This is a genomic window from Microbacterium sp. 70-16, from assembly GCF_001898315.1.
In the GTDB taxonomy this organism is placed as follows: domain Bacteria; phylum Actinomycetota; class Actinomycetes; order Actinomycetales; family Microbacteriaceae; genus Microbacterium.
In genome coordinates this window covers 388,801-412,384 of the sequence record NZ_MKTQ01000014.1, presented here as the reverse complement: position 1 = coordinate 412,384, position 23,584 = coordinate 388,801, and the positions used below count along the sequence as shown (strand labels likewise).

Annotated in this window: 17 protein-coding genes and 1 other RNA gene; 9 read left to right on the top strand and 9 right to left on the bottom strand. The window is 69.8% G+C overall.

Features of this window, described 5'->3' with window-relative positions:
- Positions 1–2: 2 nt before the first annotated feature.
- Together BGO46_RS06915 and BGO46_RS06910 are read right to left on the bottom strand one after the other, a co-directional pair.
- A complete protein-coding gene (locus tag BGO46_RS06915; protein WP_292676475.1) occupies positions 3–1,754 on the bottom strand; it encodes a DUF4012 domain-containing protein in 1,752 nt (583 codons plus the stop codon).
- Positions 1,751–2,359: a cell wall protein gene (locus BGO46_RS06910; RefSeq protein ID WP_292676477.1), complete on the bottom strand. Its 609-nt coding sequence runs from the start codon at positions 2,357–2,359 to the stop codon at positions 1,751–1,753. The genes BGO46_RS06915 and BGO46_RS06910 overlap by 4 nt, the downstream gene beginning before the upstream one ends.
- 185 nt (positions 2,360–2,544) lie before the next feature.
- On the opposite strand from BGO46_RS06910, the gene rnpB reads away from it, so the two are divergent.
- Positions 2,545–2,935, top strand: an RNA gene (gene rnpB, locus BGO46_RS06905) — RNase P RNA component class A.
- Between the two features lie 55 nt (positions 2,936–2,990).
- On the opposite strand, the gene helR is transcribed toward rnpB, so the two are convergent.
- A complete protein-coding gene (gene helR, locus BGO46_RS06900; protein WP_292676479.1) occupies positions 2,991–5,303 on the bottom strand; it encodes an RNA polymerase recycling motor ATPase HelR in 2,313 nt (770 codons plus the stop codon).
- A gap of 145 nt (positions 5,304–5,448) precedes the next feature.
- Positions 5,449–6,222: a polyphosphate--glucose phosphotransferase gene (ppgK, locus tag BGO46_RS06895; RefSeq protein WP_292676482.1), complete on the bottom strand. Its 774-nt coding sequence runs from the start codon at positions 6,220–6,222 to the stop codon at positions 5,449–5,451.
- Between the two features lie 99 nt (positions 6,223–6,321).
- On the opposite strand from ppgK, the gene BGO46_RS06890 reads away from it, so the two are divergent.
- The 3 genes from BGO46_RS06890 (at position 6,322) to BGO46_RS06880 (ending at position 10,982) form a co-directional block, all read left to right on the top strand.
- Positions 6,322–6,543: an SPOR domain-containing protein gene (locus BGO46_RS06890; RefSeq protein WP_292676484.1), complete on the top strand. Its 222-nt coding sequence runs from the start codon at positions 6,322–6,324 to the stop codon at positions 6,541–6,543.
- A gap of 94 nt (positions 6,544–6,637) precedes the next feature.
- Positions 6,638–7,975: a type I glutamate--ammonia ligase gene (gene glnA / locus BGO46_RS06885; RefSeq protein WP_292676485.1), complete on the top strand. Its 1,338-nt coding sequence runs from the start codon at positions 6,638–6,640 to the stop codon at positions 7,973–7,975.
- A gap of 7 nt (positions 7,976–7,982) precedes the next feature.
- A complete protein-coding gene (locus BGO46_RS06880; protein ID WP_292676487.1) occupies positions 7,983–10,982 on the top strand; it encodes a bifunctional [glutamine synthetase] adenylyltransferase/[glutamine synthetase]-adenylyl-L-tyrosine phosphorylase in 3,000 nt (999 codons plus the stop codon).
- Between the two features lie 178 nt (positions 10,983–11,160).
- Here the strand turns inward: BGO46_RS06880 and glnA (BGO46_RS06875) are convergent, their stop codons facing one another.
- Positions 11,161–12,585 (bottom strand): type I glutamate--ammonia ligase, encoded by a 1,425-nt coding sequence (gene glnA / locus BGO46_RS06875; RefSeq protein WP_292676490.1) that lies wholly within the window; start codon positions 12,583–12,585, stop codon positions 11,161–11,163.
- Positions 12,586–12,715: 130 nt separating this feature from the next.
- On the opposite strand from glnA (BGO46_RS06875), the gene BGO46_RS06870 reads away from it, so the two are divergent.
- The gene (locus BGO46_RS06870) at positions 12,716–13,150 is read left to right on the top strand and encodes an RDD family protein (protein ID WP_292679019.1); all 435 of its coding nucleotides are present in this window, start codon (positions 12,716–12,718) and stop codon (positions 13,148–13,150) included.
- Positions 13,151–13,276: 126 nt separating this feature from the next.
- On the opposite strand, the gene BGO46_RS06865 is transcribed toward BGO46_RS06870, so the two are convergent.
- The gene (locus BGO46_RS06865; protein ID WP_292679022.1) at positions 13,277–13,987 is read right to left on the bottom strand and encodes a DUF4191 domain-containing protein; all 711 of its coding nucleotides are present in this window, start codon (positions 13,985–13,987) and stop codon (positions 13,277–13,279) included.
- A 132-nt stretch (positions 13,988–14,119) separates the two neighbouring features.
- Between BGO46_RS06865 and BGO46_RS06860 the strand changes: the two genes are divergently transcribed.
- Positions 14,120–15,496 (top strand): hypothetical protein, encoded by a 1,377-nt coding sequence (locus tag BGO46_RS06860; RefSeq protein ID WP_292679024.1) that lies wholly within the window; start codon positions 14,120–14,122, stop codon positions 15,494–15,496.
- 9 nt (positions 15,497–15,505) lie between these two features.
- On the opposite strand, the gene sucB is transcribed toward BGO46_RS06860, so the two are convergent.
- The 3 genes from sucB to BGO46_RS06845 form a co-directional block, all read right to left on the bottom strand.
- A complete protein-coding gene (sucB, locus tag BGO46_RS06855; RefSeq protein ID WP_292679026.1) occupies positions 15,506–17,236 on the bottom strand; it encodes a 2-oxoglutarate dehydrogenase, E2 component, dihydrolipoamide succinyltransferase in 1,731 nt (576 codons plus the stop codon).
- A gap of 64 nt (positions 17,237–17,300) precedes the next feature.
- Positions 17,301–18,671 carry a dihydrolipoyl dehydrogenase gene (lpdA, locus tag BGO46_RS06850; protein WP_292679029.1) on the bottom strand — a complete coding sequence of 457 codons (1,371 nt, stop codon included), beginning with the start codon at positions 18,669–18,671 and terminating at the stop codon, positions 17,301–17,303.
- Positions 18,668–20,152 (bottom strand): leucyl aminopeptidase, encoded by a 1,485-nt coding sequence (locus tag BGO46_RS06845; RefSeq protein WP_292679032.1) that lies wholly within the window; start codon positions 20,150–20,152, stop codon positions 18,668–18,670. The genes lpdA and BGO46_RS06845 overlap by 4 nt, the downstream gene beginning before the upstream one ends.
- 122 nt (positions 20,153–20,274) lie before the next feature.
- On the opposite strand from BGO46_RS06845, the gene BGO46_RS06840 reads away from it, so the two are divergent.
- The 3 genes from BGO46_RS06840 (at position 20,275) to BGO46_RS06830 (ending at position 23,551) form a co-directional block, all read left to right on the top strand.
- The gene (locus BGO46_RS06840; RefSeq protein WP_292679035.1) at positions 20,275–21,198 is read left to right on the top strand and encodes a PAC2 family protein; all 924 of its coding nucleotides are present in this window, start codon (positions 20,275–20,277) and stop codon (positions 21,196–21,198) included.
- A 227-nt stretch (positions 21,199–21,425) separates the two neighbouring features.
- Positions 21,426–22,856 carry an RNA polymerase sigma factor gene (locus tag BGO46_RS06835; protein ID WP_292679038.1) on the top strand — a complete coding sequence of 477 codons (1,431 nt, stop codon included), beginning with the start codon at positions 21,426–21,428 and terminating at the stop codon, positions 22,854–22,856.
- Positions 22,853–23,551: a coenzyme F420-0:L-glutamate ligase gene (locus BGO46_RS06830; protein WP_292679041.1), complete on the top strand. Its 699-nt coding sequence runs from the start codon at positions 22,853–22,855 to the stop codon at positions 23,549–23,551. Before BGO46_RS06835 ends, BGO46_RS06830 begins: the two co-directional genes overlap by 4 nt.
- Positions 23,552–23,584 lie beyond the last annotated feature (33 nt).

Genomic DNA, 23,584 nt, shown 5'->3' with positions numbered 1-23,584 from the left:
CCTCAGCCGCACCCGCCCTCAGCCACGGTGACGGCGGCGGCGTTCAGCAGCGGTGTGTGCACGATCGTCGGCGTCACCTGACCGGGCGTGCCCATCGTGAAGTGGAACTCGACGACGTTCACCTCGGCGGGGGAGAGGTTGACGCGCACCAGGCTCGTCGGGCGGCCCGCATCGTCGACGTCGACAGACAGTGCGCGTGCTCCGTCCTTCGTGACGCCGCCGAAGTAGCTTCCGGGCGGCGCGGAGACGGACACGCTCGTTCCGATGTCGCCGACACCGGTGCCGAACAGCCCGCGCCCCGTGACATCGCCGGGCAGCGCGAACTCGGCGTCCGCGGGTGCGCTGCTCGACATCGTCAGCTGCACGACGACGTCGGCGAGGCCGTCGGGGCGGCAGGCCGCGCTCGTGACCACCATGTCGACGTGCAGGTAGACGTCCATCTTGCCGCCCGTGCCGTCGTTGAAGAACACGCCGAACGCATCGTCGCCGGCCGCCGCGACGCGGGCGGCGGGCCCACCGAGGGCGGACTGCTGCAACAGCGTCTCGACGTCGGCGTCAGCGCTCCACACCGATAGCCGCCCTTCCGAGATGGGTGTCGCAAGAGCGGAGAGCCAGCGCAGCGGGTCGATCTGCGCGCCCGCGATCCCGTCGACGGTCGCCGCGACCGCGGACTGCATCAGCTGCGTCTGCTGATCGCTGTCGAGCGACAGGTAGGGGTCGACGAGCACGCGCTGCACGATGTTGGCATCCGTCAGCTCTGACCCGTCGGGCAGTCGCACCGCTCCCACGACGTTCAGCAGCGCGCCGATTGCGGGGACGTCGACCGAGACGACCAGGTCGGGCGCCGCATGCCCGGCGCTCTGCCACCATGCCGATGCGAGCTGCGCCGTCTCGGCGAAGTCGGTGGGCATCGACGCGTTCTGCACGAATCGCCCGACGACGTCCCCGTACAGTGCGTCCTGCGCCGCGGTGACCGGGACGATGGGCTCCAGGAGCGCCGGGAACGTCGAGGAGTCGGCCTGCGCCTCGAGGCTGACTTCGCCATCTGCGATGCGCAACAGGGCGAACGAGCCTGTGATGCCGCCGCCGGTGCGAAGTTCGGCGCTGTTCTGCATCAGCACGAGCACGGAGGTCTCGCCCCCGTTCAGCACCCCAGCTACGGCGGCGCCCGCGCGGGCGGTCTCGATTGCAGGTGCGGCCTGATCCAGGATGCCCGTCAGCTCATCGACGGCATTCGCGATCGGCCCGACGAGCCCGGTCGTGTCCACGCCGGCGAGCTCGGTGCGGACATCGGCGAGGCCTGCGACAGCCGAGTCCAGAGTCGGTGCCCAGCGGGCCAGTTCGGCGGTACCGGTGGCATCCGTGCTGTCGGTGAACATCGCGGCGGCGGGGATTGCGAGCGTCCGCGCCAGCGTGTCGACGGCGCGTGCGAGGACGCCCACCGCCGCGATGTCGTCTCCGAGTACCGGCATGGCCGCCGCGACGGCCCACGTCGGGTCCTGCGCGGCGCTGCCGGCGGCGGCCCCTGCCGACGAGAGCTCGACCAGCCCCGCGCGCGCACCGTCGAGGTCACCGGCAGCGAGGGCGGATGCCGCCGTCTTGCCCGCCTCCGCGGCGCGCTGCAGCGAGGTGGCTGTGTCCCACACGCGGAACGCGATCCACCCCATGGCAGCCACGAGCGACACCCCGAGCAGCACCGATGCCACCACGAGGTGGCCGGTGCTGATGCGGACAGTCGCTCGGTGTCCGGTCACGCCTTCCGGCGGCGCACGACGAGCGCCGCGCCGGTACCGACGAGGGCGATGGCGGCGATGCCGACACCGGCAGCGGTGACGATGTCGCCACCGGTCGCTGCGAGCCCGGCAGACTGCACCGAGCCTCCGGCGACCTCACCCACGACCGGTTCGCACGCCGAGGTCGCGTTCGGGTACGACACCGGCAAGACCAGCACCGGGTTCACCTCGATCGTCGCGGTGACGTCGTCGCCCTTCGTCCAGCCGAAGTTGCCACCGGTCTCGTGCCATGCGCCGCCGAAGTACTCCCACCCAGGCCATGCCGTCGCGGTCGAACCGTCGACCGCCGCACCGGGCCACAGCACCGAACCCGACAGCGCTCCGTCGACAAGCGTTCCCAGGGTGACGGTCGTGGTGTTCGTGCCGTTGCTGAACACCAGACGTGCGACGTGCGACGTCGCGATGTCGTCCGGATCGGTCAGCTCGACCGAGAAGTCGATCCACGGCGCGTTGTCGAGGCAGTACGCGGCGACAGACGAGCCGGCAAGCGACGGCTCGTCCGGCTTGTCCGGCGTGTAGCTGCCCGCGTCGTCGGGCGCGTCGGTGGTCGAGGTGGACGTATCCACGGCGACCGCAGCCGCTGGTGCCCCAAACACCAGCCCTGCAGCCGCACAGACAGACAGAATCATCTTCTTGTGCATTATTTCGGGCCCCCCAGCCCTCACGATCCCTGTCCCCCAGTGGACCGCTTGAGGTCAAACTACCACTCACGGCGCGATTTGGTACCCCTCCCGTAGAATCGTGTTGCGAATGGGTCGGCTGGACGGTCGCGTGGCGGGGCAATCCGCACCGAGGAACGTCCGGGCTCCACAGGGCAGGGCGGTGGGTAACACCCACCCGGAGCAATCCGCGAGACAGTGCCACAGAGAGCAGACCGCCGCTGGTCCCCGAGCTTGTCGAGGGGTCCAGTGGTAAGGGTGAAAGGGTGGCGTAAGAGACCACCGGGGCCGTGGTGACACGGCTCGCACGGTAAACCTCGTCCGGAGCAAGGCCAGACAGGGGATGTTGACGCGGCTCGCCGAGTCCCCGGGTAGGCCGCTGGAGCGGCACGGCAACGTGTCGCCGAGAGAGATGACCGTCCACGGAGCGCGAGCATGTCTCAGACTCCAGGACAGAACCCGGCGTACAGGCCGGCCCATTCGCCCAGCCCGCGCCGCGCTGCTCAGCTCAGCTCCGCTCAACTCCGCTCAGCTCCGCTCAGCCCGCGAGGATCACCAGTTCGCCCGTCGCGCGGGTCATCGCGACATAGCGGTCGACGTCGCCGGTGATGCCCGCGCCGAAGCTGTCGGGCTCGACGAGCACGACGAGGTCGAACTCGAGACCCTTCACCAACTGCGGCGACAGCGACCGCACGCGCTCGCGGGGCGCGAACGACGGGTCGCCGATGACGACACCGATGCCGCCGGAGTGATCAGCCAGCCAGGCATCCACGATGCCGTCGCGCTGGGCGCGCCGACCGAAGCGGACGGGCACGCCGCTGCGCCGGACGGCGACCGGCACATTCGCGTCGGGCAGCACCGCGCGGATGACCGGCCCGGCGACCGACATCACCTCTTCGGGGGTGCGATAGTTCACGGTAAGTCGCGCGATCTCGACGTGATCGAGTCCGACCCGGCGCAGGCGGTCGGCCCAGGTCTCGGCGAAGCCGCGCCGTGCCTGCGCGCGGTCGCCGACGATCGTGAAGCTGCGCGCCGGATTACGGCGCAACAGCATCGCCCACTGCGCGTCGGTCAGCTCCTGAGCCTCGTCGACGACGATGTGCGCGAACGGGCCGGCCAGCGGGTCGGCGGGGGAGTCAGCCGCCGTCGCGAGCGTGCGCCGCAGATCCTGCCCCCGCAGCATCGACATGAGCTTCAGATCCGAGTCGTCGGCGGCGATCAGGTGCGTCACGACATCTGACATGACCTCGCGGTCGGCCGCCGCTTCGGCGCGTGCCCGGCGCCGGCGCACCTCGCCGCGGGGATCGCCGACGCGCAAGCGCGCCGCGTCGAGGATCGGGAGGTCGGCATCCGTCCACGCGGGGGTCGCACCCGCGCGCGCACCGGCGGTGAGTGTCGCGACCTCCTCCGTGCTCAGCCACGGCGCGCACGTCCGCAACAGCGCGGCATCCCGCCACAGGCCGCGCACGAGCGCCTCAGGGTCCAGCAGCGGCCAGGCACGGTCGAACAGCGCGCGCAGCTCTTCGTCCTGCTCGAGGATGCCCCGGGTCGGTCCCTCATCGCTGTCGAGGCCGTACGCGTCGAACTCGCCGTCGGCCGCGATCGCGTCACGGTAGACGTCGTCGCTCGAGGCATCCCCCCAGCCCTGCGCCCAGCGGTCGTCGACCGCGTCGGCCGCGCCATCGCGCAGCGTCGCGTCGACGCGTTCGGTCAGCAGTTCCAGCAGAGCATCCCACGCCTGGCCACGCACCTCGTTGTGCGGCAGGCCGTCTTCCGCCGTGGCGAACACCTCGGCCCACTCCGCGGCCGTCACCGTGACCACGCCCCACAGCGTCGGGATCCGCACCGCACGACGGGGCGGACGCTCCCACAGCCGGGTGGCCGCATCTACCGCGTCCGCCAGGCGCGCGTCGGCCTTCGCGCGACGCGCGCCCGCGTTCGTCTCTTGCGGAGCGTCCGCGAAGCCGGGAACGAGATCGTTCAGCGTCGCCACGAGCGCGCCCTCCTCGCCGAGGCTGGGCAGCACGTCGTCGATGTAGTCGAGGTACGGGCGGTGCGGACCGACAAACAGCAGACCGCCGCGCCCGGTCTGCAGCCGAGGGTCGGCGTACAGCAGGTACGCCGCACGGTGCAGCGCGACGACCGTCTTGCCCGTGCCGGGGCCGCCGTCGACGACGAGCGCGCCGTGCGAGTCGGCGCGGATGATGGCATCCTGATCGGTCTGGATCGTTCCCAGCACGTCGCGCATGCGGGCGGATCGTTCCGCACCCAGGCTCGCGATGAAGGCCGACTGATCGTCGAGCGCCGCGGAATGGTCGAGGCCGTCCGGGGTGAACACCTCATCCCAGTAGTCGACGATGCGGCCGCCGGCCCAGCGATAGCGGCGCCGGCTCGACAGCCCCATCGGGTTGCCGTGGCTCGCCGCGAAGAAGGGCTCGGCGGCGGGCGCACGCCAGTCGATGAGCAGCCGGTCGTCGGTGTCGTCGGTGTCACTGGTGCCGCTGGTGTCGCTGCCGCTGGTGTCGCCGGCGAGCCCGAAGCGGCCGACGTAGCGGTGCGTGCCATCGGTCGCGGTCATCCGACCGATGCACGCGTCGAGGCCGAAACGGCGCAGCAGGCGCAGACGTGCGCTCAGCCGCTGCGTCTCGAGGTCGCGGTCCATCGCCTCCTGGCCCGACCTGCCCGGCAGCAGTCGCGTCCGTGCCAGTCGCGCCTCGGTGTCTGCGGCAGCCGTGTCGAGCGAGCGACGGATCCGGGTGAACACCCGCTCATCCATCGCGATCAGCGCCGGCTCACCTTTGGCGTGAAGGCGTGCAGGCAGTGCGAAAGCGCTCGTGGCGGCATCGTTCATCGGCATCCCGTTCCCTGTACCCGCGCATGCGAAAAGTGCGCGCGATCAGCGATTCTGCATCACAGAGGGGGTCTTGCCGCAAGCACCCACCCGCGTGGGACAATGGAAGGGAGGAAGGATGCCTTGATACGTGTGCTGGCGCGTATCAGTGGGCGTCTTGTAGCGCGAGTGCTGCCGCGCCGATGATCCCCGCGTTGTTGCGGTGTCGCGCCGGCACGATCGGCGTGTTCAGCTTCAGCAGCGGCAGGAACTCGTCGGCGTGCTTGGACACGCCGCCGCCGACCACGAACAGGTCGGGGCTGAAGAGGAACTCGAGGTGGTCGTAGTAGGCCTGCAGGCGGCCCGCCCATTCCGGCCACGACAGCGATTCGCGCTCCATCGCCGAATACGCGGCGACGCCTTCGAAGTCCTTCTTCTTCTCGGCGCGCTGCAGGTGACCGAGCTCCGCGTTCGGGATCAGGACGCCGTTGTACAGCAGGGCCGTGCCGATTCCCGTGCCCAGTGTCGTGAGGATCGTCAGCCCGTCGACACCGTGCGCCGCGCCGAACTGCACCTCGGCGATGCCGGCGACATCCGCGTCGTTCGCGAAATGGATCTCGCGGCCGAGACCGTCTTCGAAGAACTTCTCGGCTTCGAAGCCGATCCAGGTGTCGGCGACGTTGGCCGCTGACAGGGTGCGGCCGTGCTTGACGATCGCGGGGAAGGCGACGCCGAGTGGGACGTCGTGACGATCGGTGACGCCCAGCGTGTCGAGAACTTGGCGCACTGCGGCGAGCACGTCGGCGGGCTCGGCCCCGACGGGAGTGGCGACCTTCACACGGTCACTGAGCAGCTCACCGGCCTCGAGGTCTACCAGGGCACCCTTGATGCCGGTTCCGCCGATGTCCACACCGACCGCGCGGGTCGCCTTCGTCGTCATGGGTTCAGCCTAACCGGGTCGCGGGCGGCGCTCGTGAGAGGGAGGTGTGCTCGTTAGGATCAGAGCGACGGTGACGTGATCCACGGGAAGGAGCCCGCGATGACCGCTGGCGAAGAGAAGTTCTGGTACAACCTGACCACCGGCGCCGTGGAGCGCGGGTTCGAGTCGCCCGCCGTCGACCGGGCCGGTCCGTTCGACACGGCGGAAGAGGCGGCCGCGGCGCCCAAGCTGCTCGCCGACCGCGCTCGCGCGTGGGCTGAGGAGGACGCCGCCGAGGATGCCTGGGGCGGCAGCACCGGTGAGGACGACCAAACGGCCTGATCTGACCGGCCCGGCGCGCCTCGCAAGGTGACGCGGGCCGATAGTCTGGCCTTCGGTTCGGTTTCGTGTGCGAAGCCGTGTGTGAGAGGACGCGATGGACAAGCAGCGGGACTTCGTACTGCGCACGATCGAGGAGCGGGGCGTCAAGTTCGTCCGCCTCTGGTTCACGGATGTGATCGGGACGCTCAAGTCGGTCGCGATCGCCCCGGCCGAAGTCGAGGGCGCCTTCACCGAGGGGCTCGGGTTCGACGGCTCGGCGATCGAGGGACTGACGCGCTCCTACGAGTCCGATCTGCTCGCGCACCCCGACCCGACGACGTTCCAGACGCTGCCCTGGCGTGGCGAGATCGACCCCACCGCGCGCATGTTCTGCGACATCACGACGCCCGACGGCCAGCCCGCCGTCGCCGACCCGCGGCACGTGCTCAAGCGCACACTCGCGAAGGCTGCGGATGCCGGATTCACGTTCTACACGCATCCCGAGATCGAGTTCTATCTACTGAAGTCGTCGTCGTTCGGCACCGAAGGCCCCGAGCCGGTCGACTCGGCGGGCTACTTCGACAACGTGCCCGGTGGCACGGCCCACGACTTCCGTCGCCGCAGCGTGCGCATGCTGGAAGATCTCGGCATCTCGGTCGAGTACAGCCACCACGAGGGCGGTCCCGGTCAGAACGAGATCGATCTGCGCTACGCCGACGCCCTCGCCACGGCCGACAACATCATGACGTTCCGCACGGTCGTCAAGGAGGTCGCCATCGAGCAGGGCGTCTACGCGACGTTCATGCCGAAGCCTCTTTCTGGCCAGCCCGGCAGCGGCATGCACACGCACATGTCGCTGTTCGAGGGCGACCAGAACGCCTTCTACGAAGAGGGCGCGCAGTACCAGCTCTCCAAGACCGGCCGTCAGTTCATCGCGGGGCTCCTGACGCACGCGAACGAGATCGCGGCGGTGACGAACCAGTTCGTCAACTCGTACAAGCGGCTGTGGGGTGGCGACGAGGCCCCGAGCTTCATCTGCTGGGGCCACAACAACCGCTCGGCTCTCGTGCGCGTGCCGATGTACAAGCCCAACAAGGGCCAGTCCACGCGCATCGAGTACCGCGCCCTCGACTCTGCGGCCAACCCCTACCTGGCCTACGCGCTCATGCTCGCGGCGGGCCTGAAGGGCATCGAAGAGGGCTACGACCTGCCGCCCGAGGCCGAGGACAACGTGTGGTCGCTGACCGACTCCGAGCGCCGCGCGCTCGGTTACGCGCAGCTGCCCGCGAGCCTCGACCACGCGATCGAGTACATGCAGGACTCCGAGCTGGTGGCCGAGACGCTGGGCGAGCAGGTGTTCAACTACGTGCTGCTCAACAAGCGCCGCGAGTGGGCGGAGTACCGCTCTCAGGTGACGCCCTTCGAGCTGAAGAGCAACCTGGAGATGCTCTAGGCCGCTCATGACCGGGAGCGAGCGCACGTCCGTACGGACCGAGCTGGCTCGTGACGGCTTCGGTGAGATCGGGCAGGCCGATCAGCTGCTGACCGAGCTGTCCGATGGGCTCGGCATCACCCGGCAAGAGATCCTCGTCGGTGCCGACGCGGCGGCCGATCCCGACGCAGCCCTCGCCGCGCTCGCGCGGATCGCGCGCCGCGACGCGGCTGCCGTGAGCGCCGCCGTGCGGCGCGTGGGTCCGACGCTGTGGCTGCTGCTGGGTGCCTCGAACGGGTTCGCGGACTTCTACCTGCGGCATCCTGCCGAACTGGCCGAGCTCACGGCATCCGACGGGCGTCTGCCGACCGGGGACGAGCTGGTGGCCGACCTGCTCGAGTCGGTCGGGGCGGATGCCGAGGGCTTCGCCGGCACCGGAGACGAGAGCGCCTGGGTGGCGCTGCGCGTGCGGTATCGGCGCGTACTTGCCCGCATCGCGGCGTTCGATCTGAGTGCGCCAGACCCCGTCGAGGTGCTGCCGGCCGTCGCCGCAGCGTTGGCGGATGCCGCGGGCGCGGCCCTCGAGGCATCCCTGGCCGTCGCCCGCACCCGTGTCGCAGGCGGCGGCGTCGGCGCCGGTCTGTTCCCGCGGGATCAGGTCGCCGGCACCGAGCTCGCGATCATCGGGATGGGCAAGACCGGGGCTCGCGAGCTGAACTACGTCAGCGACGTCGACGTGATCTTCGTCGGGGGAGCGTCGGGCGATTTGCTCGAAGAGGTCGGCGAGAGCCGCGTGATCGACATCGCGACGCGGCTCGCCGTGCAGACGATGCGCGGCATCTCGGGCATGGAGATCGAGCCGCCGCTGTGGGAAGTGGATGCCAATCTGCGCCCGGAGGGCAAGCAGGGGGCGCTCGTGCGCAGCCTCGAGTCGCACCTCTCGTATTACGACCGCTGGGCGAAGAGCTGGGAGTTCCAGGCGCTGCTGAAGGCGCGCCCACTCGCTGGCGATCGCATGCTCGGTGAGGCATATGTCGCGGCGGTGCAGCCGAAGGTGTGGACGAGCGCCGCGCGGGAGAACTTCGTCGACAGCGTGCAGCGGATGCGTGAGCGCGTCACCGAGCACATCCCGGCCGCGGATGTGCCGTACCAGCTCAAGCTCGGGCCCGGGGGCATCCGCGACATCGAGTTCACGGTGCAGCTGCTGCAGCTCGTGCACGGCCTCGCCGACGACCGCATCCGCCAGCGCGGCACGCTCGACGCGCTCGATGCCCTGGTGACCGAGGGCTACATCGGTCGTCACGACGCGGCGGCGTTCGCGCGCGACTACCGCCGGCTGCGCGTACTCGAGCACCGCGTGCAACTGCGCCAGCTGCGCCGCACGCACCTCATGCCTCAGACGCCCGAGGGGCTGCGCGTGCTGGCGCGTGCCTCGCACCTGGCCCCCGACAGCGGCGCGATCTGGGATGTGTGGGAGGGCATCAAGCGCGAAGTGCGCGAGATCCACGTGCGCTTGTTCTACCGGCCGCTGCTGTCGGCTGTTGCTGCCCTGCCCGCCGAAGAGCAGGTGCTGTCGACCGCGCAGGCGCACGACCGTCTCGCGGCGATCGGGTTCCATGATCCCGCGGGGGCGTTGCGCCACATCGCGGCGTTGACGGGCGGTCTCAGTCGCAAGGCCACGATCCAGCGTCACCTCATGCCGATCATGATCCGGTGGTTCGCCGACGGCGTCGATCCCGACTACGGGCTGCTCGCGTTTCGCCGGGTGAGCGAGCGGCTGGGCGACACCCCGTGGTTCCTGCGGATGCTGCGCGACTCATCCGGCGCGGCCGAGCGGCTCACGCGCGTGCTGTCGGGATCGCGCTACATCGGTGAGCTGATGGAGTGGATTCCCGAGTCGGTCGCCTGGCTCGACGCGGAAGAGCAACTGCGCCCGCGCACGGGTCGGGCCCTGCAGGACGAGGCGCGGGCGATCCAGACCCGGCACGAGACGATCGTCGAGGCGATGGGCGCCGTCCGCGCGCTGCGCCGGCGCGAACTGCTGCGTCTCGCGTTCGGCTCGATGCTCGGCACGCTGACGATCGACGAGCTCGCCGACGGGCTGACGACCGTGAGCGAAGTGACGATCCAGGCGACGCTGCGCGCCGTGCGCCGCGAGGTCGTGCCGCCGGAGGATGCCGCACTGGACTTCTCGGTCATCGCGATGGGCCGGTTCGGCGGCGGCGAGCTCGGCTTCGGGTCGGACGCCGACGTGCTCTACGTCTACGATGCGAACGGCCTTGACCCGCAGCGTGCCCATGAGCTCGCGCTGCAGCTCGTGACCGGGTTGCGGGCGTACTCGGAGGATCACCGCGTCCCGTTCGATCTGGACGCCGATCTGCGACCCGAGGGGCGCAACGGCCCGCTCGTGCGTTCGATCGAGTCGTACGCCGAGTACTACCGCCGCTGGTCGCTCTCGTGGGAGGCTCAGGCGCTTCTGCGGGCGCGCGGCGTCGCGGGCAGCGTCAAGCTCATCACGCGGTTCATGGCGCTCGCGGACGACGTGCGGTACCCGGCGCAGGTCGCGCTGCAGGATCTGCGCGAGATCAAGCGCATCAAAGCGCGCGTCGAGAACGAGCGCCTGTCACAGGGTGTCGACCGCGCCCGTCACCTCAAGCTCGGACCGGGCGGGCTCAGCGACGTCGAGTGGCTCGTGCAGCTGCTGCAGCACGAGCACGCCCACCGCATCGTGGGACTGCAGACGACCTCGACGCTCACGGCACTCGAGGCCGCTCGCGAAGCGGGCCTGGTGCCGGATGCCGCGGCGGCGCGCCTCGAGGCATCCTGGCGCCTTGCCAGCCGGTTGCGGTCGGCCAACACTCTGCTGTCGGGCCAGACGAGTGACGTGCTGCCGACCGACCGCGGGAAGCTCGACGGCATCGGTCGCCTGCTGGAGTATCCGCCCCGGTCGGCGACGCTCGTCGAAGAGGAGTGGCTGCGCACCGCGCGCCGCGCCCGCCGCGACTTCGAGAAGCTCTTCTACGGCTGACGCGAGCGCCGCGGGCATCCTGTTGTGGATCCAACTGCAAGGGATCGTGGCCGACACGCCGGGTTGAGGGTCAGGATGCCGGCGTGTCGCGCCTGATTCCTTGCAGTTCGAGCGGCGGCACCGAAGCGAAACGCCCCGACATCCGAGAGGATGCCGGGGCGTTTCGATCAGGTGTGCGTCAGACGCCGAAGTACAACTCGTACTCGAAGGGGTGCGGGCGCGCGGCCAGCGGCTTGATCTCGTTCTCGATCTTGTACTCGATCCAGGTCTCGATCAGCTCGGGCGTGAACACGCCACCCGCGAGCAGGAACTCGTGGTCGGCGCGCAGCGCCTCGAGCGAGTCGAGCAGCGAGTTGGGCACCTGCGGGATGTTCTTGGCCTCCTCGGGCGGCAGCTCGTAGAGGTCCTTGTCGACCGGCTCGTGCGGCTCGATGCGGTTCTTGATGCCGTCCAGGCCCGCCATCATCTGCGCCGCGAAGGCGAGGTAGGGGTTGCCCGAGGCATCCGGCGCGCGGAACTCGATGCGCTTGGCCTTGGGGTTCGATCCCGTGATCGGGATGCGGATGGCGGCCGAGCGGTTACCGGCCGAGTAGACCAGGTTGACCGGGGCCTCGTAGCCCTTGACGAGACGCTTGTAGGAGTTCAGCGTCGGGTTGGTGAACGCGAGCACCGCCGGCGCGTGCGCCAGGAGACCGCCGATGTACCAGCGGGCGAGGTCGGAGAGCCCGCCGTAGCCCTTCTCGTCGTAGAAGAGGGGCTTGCCCTCGAGCCACAGCGACTGGTGCGTGTGCATGCCCGAGCCGTTGTCGCCGAACAGCGGCTTGGGCATGAAGGTCGCGACCTTGCCCCACGCCTCGGCGACGTTCTTGACGATGTACTTGAACTTCAGGATGTCGTCGGCCGCGTGCACCATGGTGTCGAAGCGGTAGTTGATCTCCTGCTGACCACCCGTGCCGACCTCGTGGTGGGCGCGCTCGAGGATCAGGCCCGATTCGATGAGGTGCAGCGAGATGTCGTCGCGCAGGTCAGCGGTCTTGTCGACGGGGGACACCGGGAAGTAGCCGCCCTTGTACGGGGTCTTGTTGGCGAGGTTGCCGCCCTCTTCGACGCGGCCCGTGTTCCAGGCGCCCTCTTCGGAGTCGACCGCGAAGAAGCTCGAGTTCTGCTTCACCTCGTAGCGGACGTCGTCGAAGATGTAGAACTCCGCCTCGGGAGCGAAGAACGCGGTGTCGGCGATGCCGGTCGAGGCGAGGTACTTCTCGGCCTTCTTGGCGACCTGACGCGGGTCCTTCGAGTAGATCTCACCGTTGCGCGGGTTGTAGATGTCGAAGAGCATGACGAGCGTCTTCGCCTCGCGGAACGGGTCCAGGTAGGCGGTGGAGACGTCGGGGATCAGCTGCATGTCCGACTCGTGGATGTTCGCGAAGCCGCGGATCGACGAACCGTCGAACAGCTGGCCGACCGTGAAGAACTCCTCGTCGACAGTCGAGGCCGGGATGTTGAAGTGCTGCTGCACACCAGGCAGATCCGTGAAACGGATGTCGAGGAACTTGACGTCCTCGTCCTTGATGAACTTCAGAACCTCGGATGAATCTTTGAACATGGAGTCTCCAAGATCGGGTGTGGAACACGCCTGACGGGATCAGGCTCGCCTCGACGCTATCGGGGGAGGGTTGCTCACCAGTATCCCGCGTGTTTCAGGGATGTTACGACGTCGCCGTTAGGCTGATGCAGTGACGGATGCCGTGAGCGAGAACACCTATCCGGGGCAGCGTCTCGGTTTTCCCGAGTCCGGCCCCGGCAGCATCGCCCGTGCGGGGCGACGCATCGGGGCTCTCGCGATCGACTACGCCGCCGCCACCATCATCGCGATCGCCTTCTTCGGGTACGACCAGTTCGCGCTTCCGGAGGAAGCAGGCTGGACCCAGTTCGCCCCGATGGCCGTCTTCGCGGCGATGAACCTCGTGTTCCTGCCGACGCTGGGCGGCACACCCGGGCACCGCCTGCTGGGCATGCGGCTGCAGCTCGTGGGCGGTGGCTGGGTCGGGCTGTGGCGGCCGATCGTGCGGACGTTGCTGCTGATCGTCGTGATCCCGGCGGTCGTGTGGGATGCCGATCAGCGCGGCCTGCACGACAAGGCGGCAGGCACGGTGCTGCTGCGCGGCTGAGCGCGGGTCATCTGGCGCGGGGCATCCGACGCGAAAACAGGCAAGCGCGCGAAAACAGGCGGAAGCCTGGTGAATCGGCCTGTTTTGGGGTGATCGCCTGTTCTCGACACACCCCGCGAGCGCAGGTTACCGCGGGCGGGGCGCGCGGGCCTTCGTGGGGTCGATGCCCTTCGGGATCGGCAGCGACGTGACTGACTGCGACACCGAGTCGACGCGCTTGACGACGGCGGCCATCGTTGCCGTGTCGACCTTCTTGGGCAGCGCCTTGATGGTCGAGGACAGCTTCGAGATGGGCACGTCGCCCTCGCCGTGACCGACGTAGAGCACCTCGATCGGCACGCCGGATGCCACGCGCTGCACCTTCATCTTCTCGTCGTTGACGAGGCGGGTGAGGCGGCCACGGGCACCCTCGGCGACGATGACGACACCGCCGCGTCCGATGACGCGGTAGACGGCATCCTGCGTCTTCGGGTTGATGCCGACCGGCATGTCGGAGGCGACCCACTTGCGACCGAGCGACGTGGACAGCACGTGGCCGGCAGCGCCGGGCATCCCGTCGAGCTTCTTGTACATCGCGCGCGTCGACAGACGCGTCAGCAGGATCATGGCGCCGAGCACGCCGAACATCAGGCCCGTGATGCTCCACAGGATGACGCTCCAGACCGCGACGGGCTGAATCAGGAACCCGAGCAGCAGGCCGAGGCCGATACCGACGACGACGACGCCGATGAGCACCCACGGTAACCACGCGAACTCGGCCTTGGTGAAGGTGAACAGCGAGCGCAGCTGCGCGAATAATCCAGGGCGCTTCTCAGGCGCGGTACTGCGGGATGACATGCTGACAGCCTACCTTTGCGGGCCGCCCGGTTCTCGCCGCCGCCTCCTCCACAATTCGCGGATCTCGCGGAGCGTCCACAGATTGCGCTCCCGCGCCGCACGGGCGACGCCGTGACGAGCACACTCGTGAGCATGGCCACCGCTCCCGTCCCGCTCTTCGACGCGTCCGCGACGCTGCGCCGGCTGCGCGACGATGAGGCGCCGTATCCGGGGATGCTGCAGGCGACAGCCCCGCCGACGGTGTGGGTGGAGCTCGCGGCGATTCCCGAGGTCGTGTGGCGCTGCGCACCTGACGGACACCTGCTCGCCCCGGTCGATCTGGCGCGCACGCGCGGCGGTCACGTCGCCGTGCTGCCGCACTGTCCACAGCGACTGGCGGATGCCGTGCGCGCGGGCGCGTCGCCGGGGCAGATCGTGACCGTCGCCGTCAGCATGCTGCGTGCGGCCGAAGAGGCGCGAAGCGAGGGCATAGAGTGCGGCTCGTGGTGGCTCGATGCGTCGGGGCGTCCGGTGCTTGCCGCCGGCGGCGACCGGGCGTGGTCTGCAGAGGGCGTGCCGCTGCTGCGAGAACTCGCCGCGACGGCGGCCGCGCCGCTGCGCGACGCGATCGACGATGTTGCGGCACTGCTCGGGCGTTCGCGCTGCCCCATCGAGGATGTCATCGCGTGCGAGGATGCGCTGTTCACTTTCGCAGAGCCCGCGCCGCTCGGTGCGCTGGGCGCGGCCGCGCCAGCAGCAGGCGTGCTGCCGACGGACCTGACGGTGACGGCTCTCGCGCCGCGCCGCGCGGAGTCGGTGCGGCGCGAAGTGGGCACGGTGGAAGAGGTCGCCGCGTGGCCGGCGCGGATCATGGATGCCGAGTGGGCGGTCCGCGTCACGGCCGCGCTGCGGGGCGTGCTCGCCGCGCCGGCGGCTCTGCGTGGAGTTCTCGCCGCGCCCGCGGCGCTGCGCGATCGGATGGCGCGGAAGCGTCCCGAGAAGACAAGGGCGCCGCGTCGGGCGCTGTGGGCCGTGGCTGCGGGCGCGGCGGCGGTCGTGATCGTGGTCGGGCTGGCATGGCCGGAGGACCGCTCGACGGCGGTCTCGGCAGCGTCACCGATGCCGACGGACGCCACTGGGCCGGTCAACGAGGGCGAGCCGGTCGGCGAAGGCGAGCCTGCGCCGGCGACGGCTGACCCGGCCACGGCCGACCCGGCGACGGCCGACCCGGCGACGGCGCCCACCGGCGACGACCTTGATGCGGCGGCCGACGCCGCGCTGCGCGAGATCGGCGCATGTGCCGCGGCATCCGGTGCATCCTGCCCCGACGTGATGGAGGACCCGGGCGCTCCGGTGCCCGAGGGTGCGGTGGCTACGTCGGGCGCGACCGCGACGATGCTCGACGAGTACGGCGGTGTCGCTGTCTACCGCGTCGAGGCGGCTGGCGCGGATCCGCAGATTCTGGTGCTCGTCAGCAGCAACGGAAAATGGCTGGTCCGCGACGTGTACGACGTCGCGGACCAGCCATGATCACGGGTGTCAGATGCCGAGGCTGCCCTCGAACGCGGCGTTCTCGAGCCGGGCCTTGACCGCGCCCAGGAAGCGCGCGGCGTCGGCGCCGTCGACGATGCGGTGATCGTAGGACAGCGCGAGGTAGACGTACGAGCGGATGCCGATGGCATCCACACCGTCGACCTTGACCACGCCGGGCTCCTTGACGACCGCGCCGGTGCCGAGGATCGCCGACTGCGGCAGGAACACGACGGGCGTGTCGAACAGCGCACCGCGCGAACCGGTGTTGGTCACCGTGAAGGTGCCGCCGGCCAGCTCGTCGGGCTTGAGCTTGTTGTCACGCGTGCGCGCGGCGAGGTCGGCGATCTCGCTCGAGATGCCGGCGAGCGTCTTGTCGCCCGCGTCGCGGAGCACGGGGGTCAGCAGGCCACGCTCGGTGTCGACCGCGATCGAGATGTTCTCGGTGGCCGGGTAGACGATGTCGGTGCCGTTGACCGTGGCGTTGATGACGGGGAACGTCTTCAGCGCTTCGGCCGCGGCGAGCACGAAGAACGGCAGGAACGACAGCTTGCCGCCGGTCTTGGCGACGAAGTCCGACTGGACAGCGGTGCGGTAGGCCGCGACCTTGGTCACGTCGACCTTCACGACGGTCGTGAGCTGTGCCGTCTGCTGCATGGATGCCACGGCGCGCTCGGCGAGAACCTTGCGCAGGCGCGACATTGGCTGGGTCGTGCCGCGCAGCGGCGAGACCTCGGCGACGGGGGCGGCGGCAGGAGCCGGAGCGGCGGCAGCGGCCGGGGCAGCCTTCGCTGCCTCAGCAGCCTGCAGGACGTCCTCCTTGCGGATGCGTCCGCCGACGCCCGTGCCGGTGACCGTCGCGAGGTCGATGCCCTGCTGCTGCGCCAGGCGACGCACGAGCGGGGTCACGTAGGTGACGACGTCCTCGTCCGCGGCGGCTGCGGGAGCCGGGGTAGCGGGTGCGGCCGGAGCGGCGGGTGCAGCGGGAGCCGGAGCGGCGGGTGCTGCGGCCGGAGCGGGCGCGGCGGCAGGCGCCGGAGCGGCCACAGGGGCGGGAGCAGCGGCGGGCGCGGGGGCAGCGGCGGGCGCCGGAGCGGCCTCCGGGGCAGCGGCGGGCGCAGCGCCCGAGCCGATGCGGGCCAGGACTGCGCCGACCGAGACGGTCTCATCCTCGGCAACGAGGATCTCCTGCAGGGTGCCGGCGACCGGCGAGGGGATCTCGGTGTCGACCTTGTCGGTCGAGATCTCCAGCAGCGGCTCGTCGACGGCGACGTCTTCGCCGATCTGCTTCAGCCAGCGCGTGACGGTGCCCTCGGTGACGCTCTCGCCGAGCTCGGGGAGCACGACGTCCTTCGCGTCACCAGCGGGCGCGGCGGGCGGGGCAGCGGGCGCGGCGGGAGCCTCGGCGACGGGCGCGGCGGGCGCCGGCTCAGCGACGGGAGCGGCGGGCGCCGGCTCAGCGGCAGCAGGTGCGGCGGCCGGCTCAGCAGCGGCGGCGCCCGAGCCGTCGCCGATCTTCGCCAGGATGGCGCCGACCTCGACGGTCTCGTCCTCGGCGACGAGGATTTCCTCGATCACGCCGGAGACGGGAGAGGGGATCTCGGTGTCGACCTTGTCGGTCGAGATCTCGAGCAGTCCCTCGTCGGCCTCGATCGTGTCGCCGACGTTCTTGAGCCAGCGGGTGACCGTTCCCTCGGTGACGCTCTCGCCGAGCGCGGGGAGGACCACGGATGTGCTCATGACTGTGTCTCCTTCAGAAAGTGCGATGTTGTTCTAGCTTAGTGACCCGCGCAGGTGGCAGGTGTCAGAGTGCGTGCAGGGGCTTGCCGGCGAGGGCGAGGAACGCTTCGCCGAGCGCCTCGCTCTGCGTGGGGTGTGCGTGGATGAGCGGCGCGAGGTCTTCGGGGTGGGCTTCCCAGCCGACCGCGAGTTGCCCCTCGGTGATGAGCTCGCCGACCCGGTCGCCCAGCAGGTGCACGCCCACGATGGGGCCGTCCGTGACGCGGACGACCTTGACGAGACCCGCCGTGCCGATGATCTCGCTCTTGCCGTTTCCCGCGAGGTTGAACTCGGTCGTGGCGACGGCATCGCCGTGCTTCTCGCGCGCCTGCGCTTCGGTGAGGCCCACGGATGCCACTTCCGGACTGCTGTAGATCACGCGCGGAATAGAGGTCTCGGCGACGGCGACAGGCGACAGGCCGGCGATCTGCTCGGCCACGAAGATCCCCTGCTGGAAGCTGCGGTGCGCGAGCTGCAGCCCCGGGACGATGTCGCCGACCGCCCAGACGTGCGCAGCGGAGGTCTGCAGGCGCTCGTCCACCGTGACGAAGCTGCGGTCCAGGGTGACGTCGGCGTCCTCGAAGCCGAGGTCTGCCGTCGCGGGGCCGCGGCCGACCGCCACCAGCAGGTAGTCGGCGTCGATCGTCGAGCCGTCTTCGAGCGAGACCTGCACACCGGCATCCGACTGCGTCACGCCCGCGAAGCGGATGCCGAGCTTCGCCGTGATGCCGCGTTTGCGGAACGCGCGCTCGAGGCCCTTGCTCAGTGCGAGGTCTTCGTTGGGGACGAGGTGATCGAGCGCCTCGACGATCGTCACTTCGGCGCCGAAGGAGCGCCACACGCTCGCGAACTCGACGCCGATCACACCGCCGCCGAGGATGACGACACGGTCGGGCACGACCTCGAGCGCGAGCGCACCCTCGCTGGTGAGGACGCGACCGCCGAGCTCGAGACCAGGCAGCGATCGGCTGTACGACCCGGTCGCGAGGATGACGTCGGTCCCGCGATAGACGTCGTCGCCGACCGCGACGCCGTGGTCGGCCAGCAGCCGGCCGCTCCCGGTGACGACCGTGATCCCGCGGGCCTTGAGCAGACCCTCGAGGCCCTTGAACTTCTTCGCCACGATGCCCTCGCGGTACGCCGTGACGGCGGCGGGGTCGATGCCGGTGAAGCTCGCGCCGACGCCGACCTTCGCGGCATCCCGCACGTGGTCGGCGACCTCCGCCGTGTGCAGGAGCGCCTTGGTCGGGATGCAGCCGCGGTGCAGGCACGTGCCGCCGACCTTGTCCTGCTCGATCAGCACGACGCTCTTGCCGAGCTCGGACGCGCGGATCGCGGCGGCGTAGCCACCGCTGCCTCCGCCGAGGACCACGAGGTCTGCCGTGTGCTCGGTCATCGCCCACCCTTCTGCACGAACTCCAGCAGCGACCGGACGGTCGCCGCGGTCGGTCCCTTGTCGGTCGCGCCGCTCGCGGCACGGGCCGTGCCGCTGCCGGCGATGTCGAGATGCACCCAGGGGATGCGCGGAGCGTCATCCTCCTCCGACGTGCGTCCGATGAAGTGCTGCAGGAACAGGCCGGCGAACAGCGAGCCGCCCGAGGTGTCGCCGATCTTCGCGTTCTGCAGATCGGCGATGGGGGAGTCCAGCTCCTCTTCCATGTACGCCGGCAGCGGCAGATGCCACGCGAGCTCGTCGGCGCGATCGGCAGCGGAGAGATAGGCGGCCACAGCGTCAGTGTCACCCATCACGCCGGTGTGTCGGTGGCCCAGCGCGACGATGATCGCTCCTGTGAGCGTCGCCACGTCGACGATCACGTCGGGTGAGGTGCGGCTCGCGGCCACGAGCCCGTCGGCGAGGACGACGCGCCCTTCGGCATCCGTGTTGAGCACTTCCACGCTGGTGCCGTCGGCGATGCGGACGACGTCGCCGGGGCGCAGCGCCGACCCCGAGGGCATGTTCTCGGCGACGCACATCCAGCCCGACACGCGCACCGGCAGACCGAGCTGCGCGGCCGCGCGCACGACGGCGAGCACAGTCGCGGCACCGGCCATGTCGTACTTCATGCCGACCATGGATGCCGGCGGCTTCAGCGACAGGCCGCCGGTGTCGAACGTGATGCCCTTGCCGACCAGGGCGATGTGGCGGTCGGCGCCGTCCGGCGCGTAGTCGAGGTGCACGAGGCGCGGCGGGCGGACCGACCCCTGGCCGACACCGAGGATGCCGCCGTACCCCTGCTCAGCCAGAGCCGTCTCATCGAGGACGGTCACGGTCACGGGCAGGTCCGCGAGCGACGCGATCGCCGCGTCGGCGACGTCCCGCGGGCCCAGCCACTGCGCGGGGGTGTTGACGAGGTCTTTCACGAGTGCGGCGGCGGCGGCGACCGCACCGGCGTGGGCGATCTGTGCGTCGTCCGCGGGCTGCGACCAGTGCAGGCGAACCTGCTCGGCACGCGCAGATCCCGTGCTCTGCTTCTTGTAGTCGTCGAAGCGGTAGCCGCCCAGCAGCGCACCCTCAGCAGCCGCGCTCCACAGGGCGTCATCGGCGGCAGGGGCAGCGACGGCCAGGCGTGCGAATCCGGTCGTCGTGCGCACGGCGGCGCCGACGGCATCACGCACAGCGGCGGCGCCCGGCTGTGTGCCCGTGCCCACGACGACGAGGGGCAGCTCCGTGGCATCCGGCGCGTGCACCCGACTCACCGTCGCGAGGGCACCCGTGAAGCCGATGCCGGTCAGGGCTGCCGCGAGACCCGGCCACTCCGCCAGCGCCACCTCGGCTTCGTCGAGGGGCGGCAGCGCGAGCACGAGCGCGTCGACTTCTGTCTGGGCGTCCGGCGAGTGCAGGGCAGCGGTGGACGTGGACAACTCGGGAAACGCCATGCGACCCATCCTAGGTTTGCCGCGTACGCCGGGTCCGACGAAAACGCGGCGAGTGTGGGATGCCGTGTTCGCTGTCAGCGCGACTCGGCCGCGCGCCCGTGCGCGGCTCGTACAGTGGATGCATGCCCTTGAACGGTCCTCTCTATGAGCGTGTTGCGTCAGCGCCCCCCGTCCCCGCGGGGTTGCCGATGATCGTCGCGCTGACCGGATTCACGGATGCCGGAAACGCCGTCTCGCGCATGATCGAACTGTTCCGCGACGACCTTGAGCCATCGCCGGTCGTGGTGTTCTCGTCCGACGTCCTGCTGGACTACCGCGCCCGCCGCCCGACGGTCACCTTCGACGGCGACCACCTGCTCGACTATCGCGCGCCGCGGCTGGAGCTCGCGCTCGCCCATGACGCGCTCGGACAGCCGTTCGTGCTGCTGGCCGGATACGAGCCGGACTTCGCATGGGACGCCTTCGCTGAGACCGTCGTCGGTCTCGCGGAGGGCCTGCAGGTCTCCACGGTCACGTGGGTGCACGCGATCCCGATGCCCGTGCCCCACACGCGGCCCATTGGCACGACCGTCAGCGGCACGCGCACCGAGCTGACCGAGGCGCACTCGGTGTGGAAGCCGCACACGCAGGTTCCGGCCACGATGGGCCACCTGCTCGAACTGCGTTTCGCGCAGAGTGGCATGCCTGTGGCGGGCTTCGTGCTGCTCGTCCCGCACTACCTGGGCGACACCGAGTACCCGGCGGCTGCCATCGCGGGCCTGGACAGCGTGTCAGTCGCGACAGGTCTCGTCTTCGATGCCGACGGCGTGCGCGAGGAGAACCGCGAGTACCTCACCAAGGTCGATGACCAGGTCGAGGGCAATGAAGAGCTCACGGCGATGCTGCGCACCCTCGAGGATCGCTACGACTCCTATATGGCGGGGTCGACGCTCGCGCAGCCGATCATCCACACGGGCGACCTGCCGAGTGCCGATGAGCTCGCCGCCGAGCTCGAGCGCTTCCTCGCCGATCGCCGCCCGGACGACGACAAGCGCGGCTGGCGCTGACCCGTCGCGGCGCTTCGGGCGGAATGCCCGGCGCCGCCAGACGGTTGTAACGAGAGAGCAGAACGCACTTCCGGCCATTGCGCATGTTCGCAGGCTGGGGTATGCGACAATGGGACACCGACCCGTTGTCTTGACGGCGTCATCCCATGCCCGGGAAGACGCAGGACTTGACAAGGGTCTTACTAGTGTCCGAAACCCCGACGGCTCCCGTCGGTGAAAGGCGAGACGTGACTTCCGTTACGAAGACCCCCCGTACACGCAAGGCAGACGACACCGACGTGGTCGACCAGGCCGCAACCGAGACCGCTGTGCAGACGCCCGCGGCGGATGCCAAGGCGCCGGCGAAGAAGGCCCCCGCGAAGAAGGCGCCCGCGAAGAGCGCTGCGGCGAAGGCTCCCGCGGCCAAGACCGCTGCGGCGAAGACCACCGCCGCCAAGACCACCGCCAAGAAGGCATCCGGCAAGGCATCCGACGCTGACGAAGAAGAGCTGGACGACGACGTCGAACTCGAGGACGACGGCGAAGACGTCGACGCCGACGAGACCGACGACGACGACACCGAGTCTGACGAGACTGCGCCCGCGAAGAAGGATGCCAAGGGCGCCGCTGACGACGAGGAAGACGACGAAGACGAGGAAGGCCAGACCAAGCCTGCCTTCTCTGAGCCGCTGCCCACGGGTGCGATCGTCATCTCGTCCAACGACGAGGATGACGTCCCGGTCTACTCGACGCAGATCACCGGTGCCACGGCCGACCCGGTCAAGGACTATCTGAAGCAGATCGGCAAGGTCCCGCTGCTGAACGCGGCCGAAGAGGTCGAGCTCGCAATGCGGATCGAGGCGGGTCTGTTCGCCGAAGAGAAGCTCTCGCACATGACGGCGGCCGAGAAGTCGTCGCAGCTGGGCCTCGACCTGCAGTGGGTCGCCCGTGACGGTCAGCGTGCGAAGAGCCACCTGCTGGGCGCGAACCTGCGCCTCGTCGTGTCGCTCGCGAAGCGCTACACGGGTCGTGGCATGCAGTTCCTCGACCTGATCCAGGAGGGCAACCTGGGCCTGATCCGTGCCGTCGAGAAGTTCGACTACACGAAGGGCTTCAAGTTCTCGACCTACGCGACCTGGTGGATCCGCCAGGCGATCACCCGTGCCATGGCCGACCAGGCGCGCACGATCCGCATCCCCGTGCACATGGTCGAGGTCATCAACAAGCTCGCCCGCGTGCAGCGGCAGATGCTGCAGGACCTCGGTCGCGAACCCACGCCCGAAGAGCTGTCGCGCGAGCTGGACATGACCCCCGAGAAGGTCATCGAGGTGCAGAAGTACGGCCGCGAGCCGATCTCGCTGCACACGCCGCTCGGTGAGGACGGCGACAGCGAGTTCGGTGACCTCATCGAGGACACCGAGGCGGTCGTGCCGGCAGATGCGGTGGGCTTCACGATGCTGCAGCGTCAGCTCGAGTCGCTGCTGGACTCGCTGTCCGAGCGCGAGGCGGGCGTGATCCGCATGCGCTTCGGCCTCGGTGACGGTCAGCCCAAGACGCTCGACCAGATCGGCGACACGTTCGGCGTGACCCGCGAGCGGATCCGCCAGATCGAGTCGAAGACGATGGCGAAGCTGCGTCACCCGTCGCGTTCGCAGTCCCTGCGGGACTACCTCGAATGAGCGAGGCTCCCAACGACGGCAAGGTCCTGTCGGTCACGATCGACGCGGGCACGTTCAAGCGGATCCCGATCCGCACGCGTGTCGTCATGCCCGGCGACGACCTGGACTCGTTCATCTCGGAGTACGCGCGCGGCGTGGTCCGCGACGGCGACACGCTGTTCGTGACGGAGAAGATCGTCGCGATCACGCAGGGTCGTTCGTTCACGCTCGACGAGATCACGCCGCGCCCGCTCGCGCGCTTCCTGTCGAAGTACGTGACGAAGACCTCGTATGGGATCGGCCTCGGCATGCCCGAGACGATGGAGATGGCCCTGCGCGAGTGCGGCACGCCGCGCATCCTGTTCGCCGCCGCCGTCAGCGCCGTCACGAAGCTGTTCGGCCGGCGTGGCGACTTCTACCGCATCGCGGGCGACAAGGCGCGTGCGATCGACGGACCCACGAGTGGCACGATCCCGCCGTACAACAAGGCAGTCGTGCTGGGCCCGACCGAGCCGGATGCCGTCGCGGCGCGCCTGAAGGCGCTGCTGGGTGGCGGTGCGGAGGTCGCCGTCGTCGACATCAACGACATCGGCGGTAACATCCTGGGCTCGACCCTCGACAAGCCGGGGGAGCAGCAGCTCGTCCGCATCCTCGCCGATAATCCCCTGGGTCAGGGCCACCAGTCCACCCCGCTGGGCATCATCCGCCGCGACTGACCCGCGCGCGCCGTGGCGCGAGTGTTCGCGTCG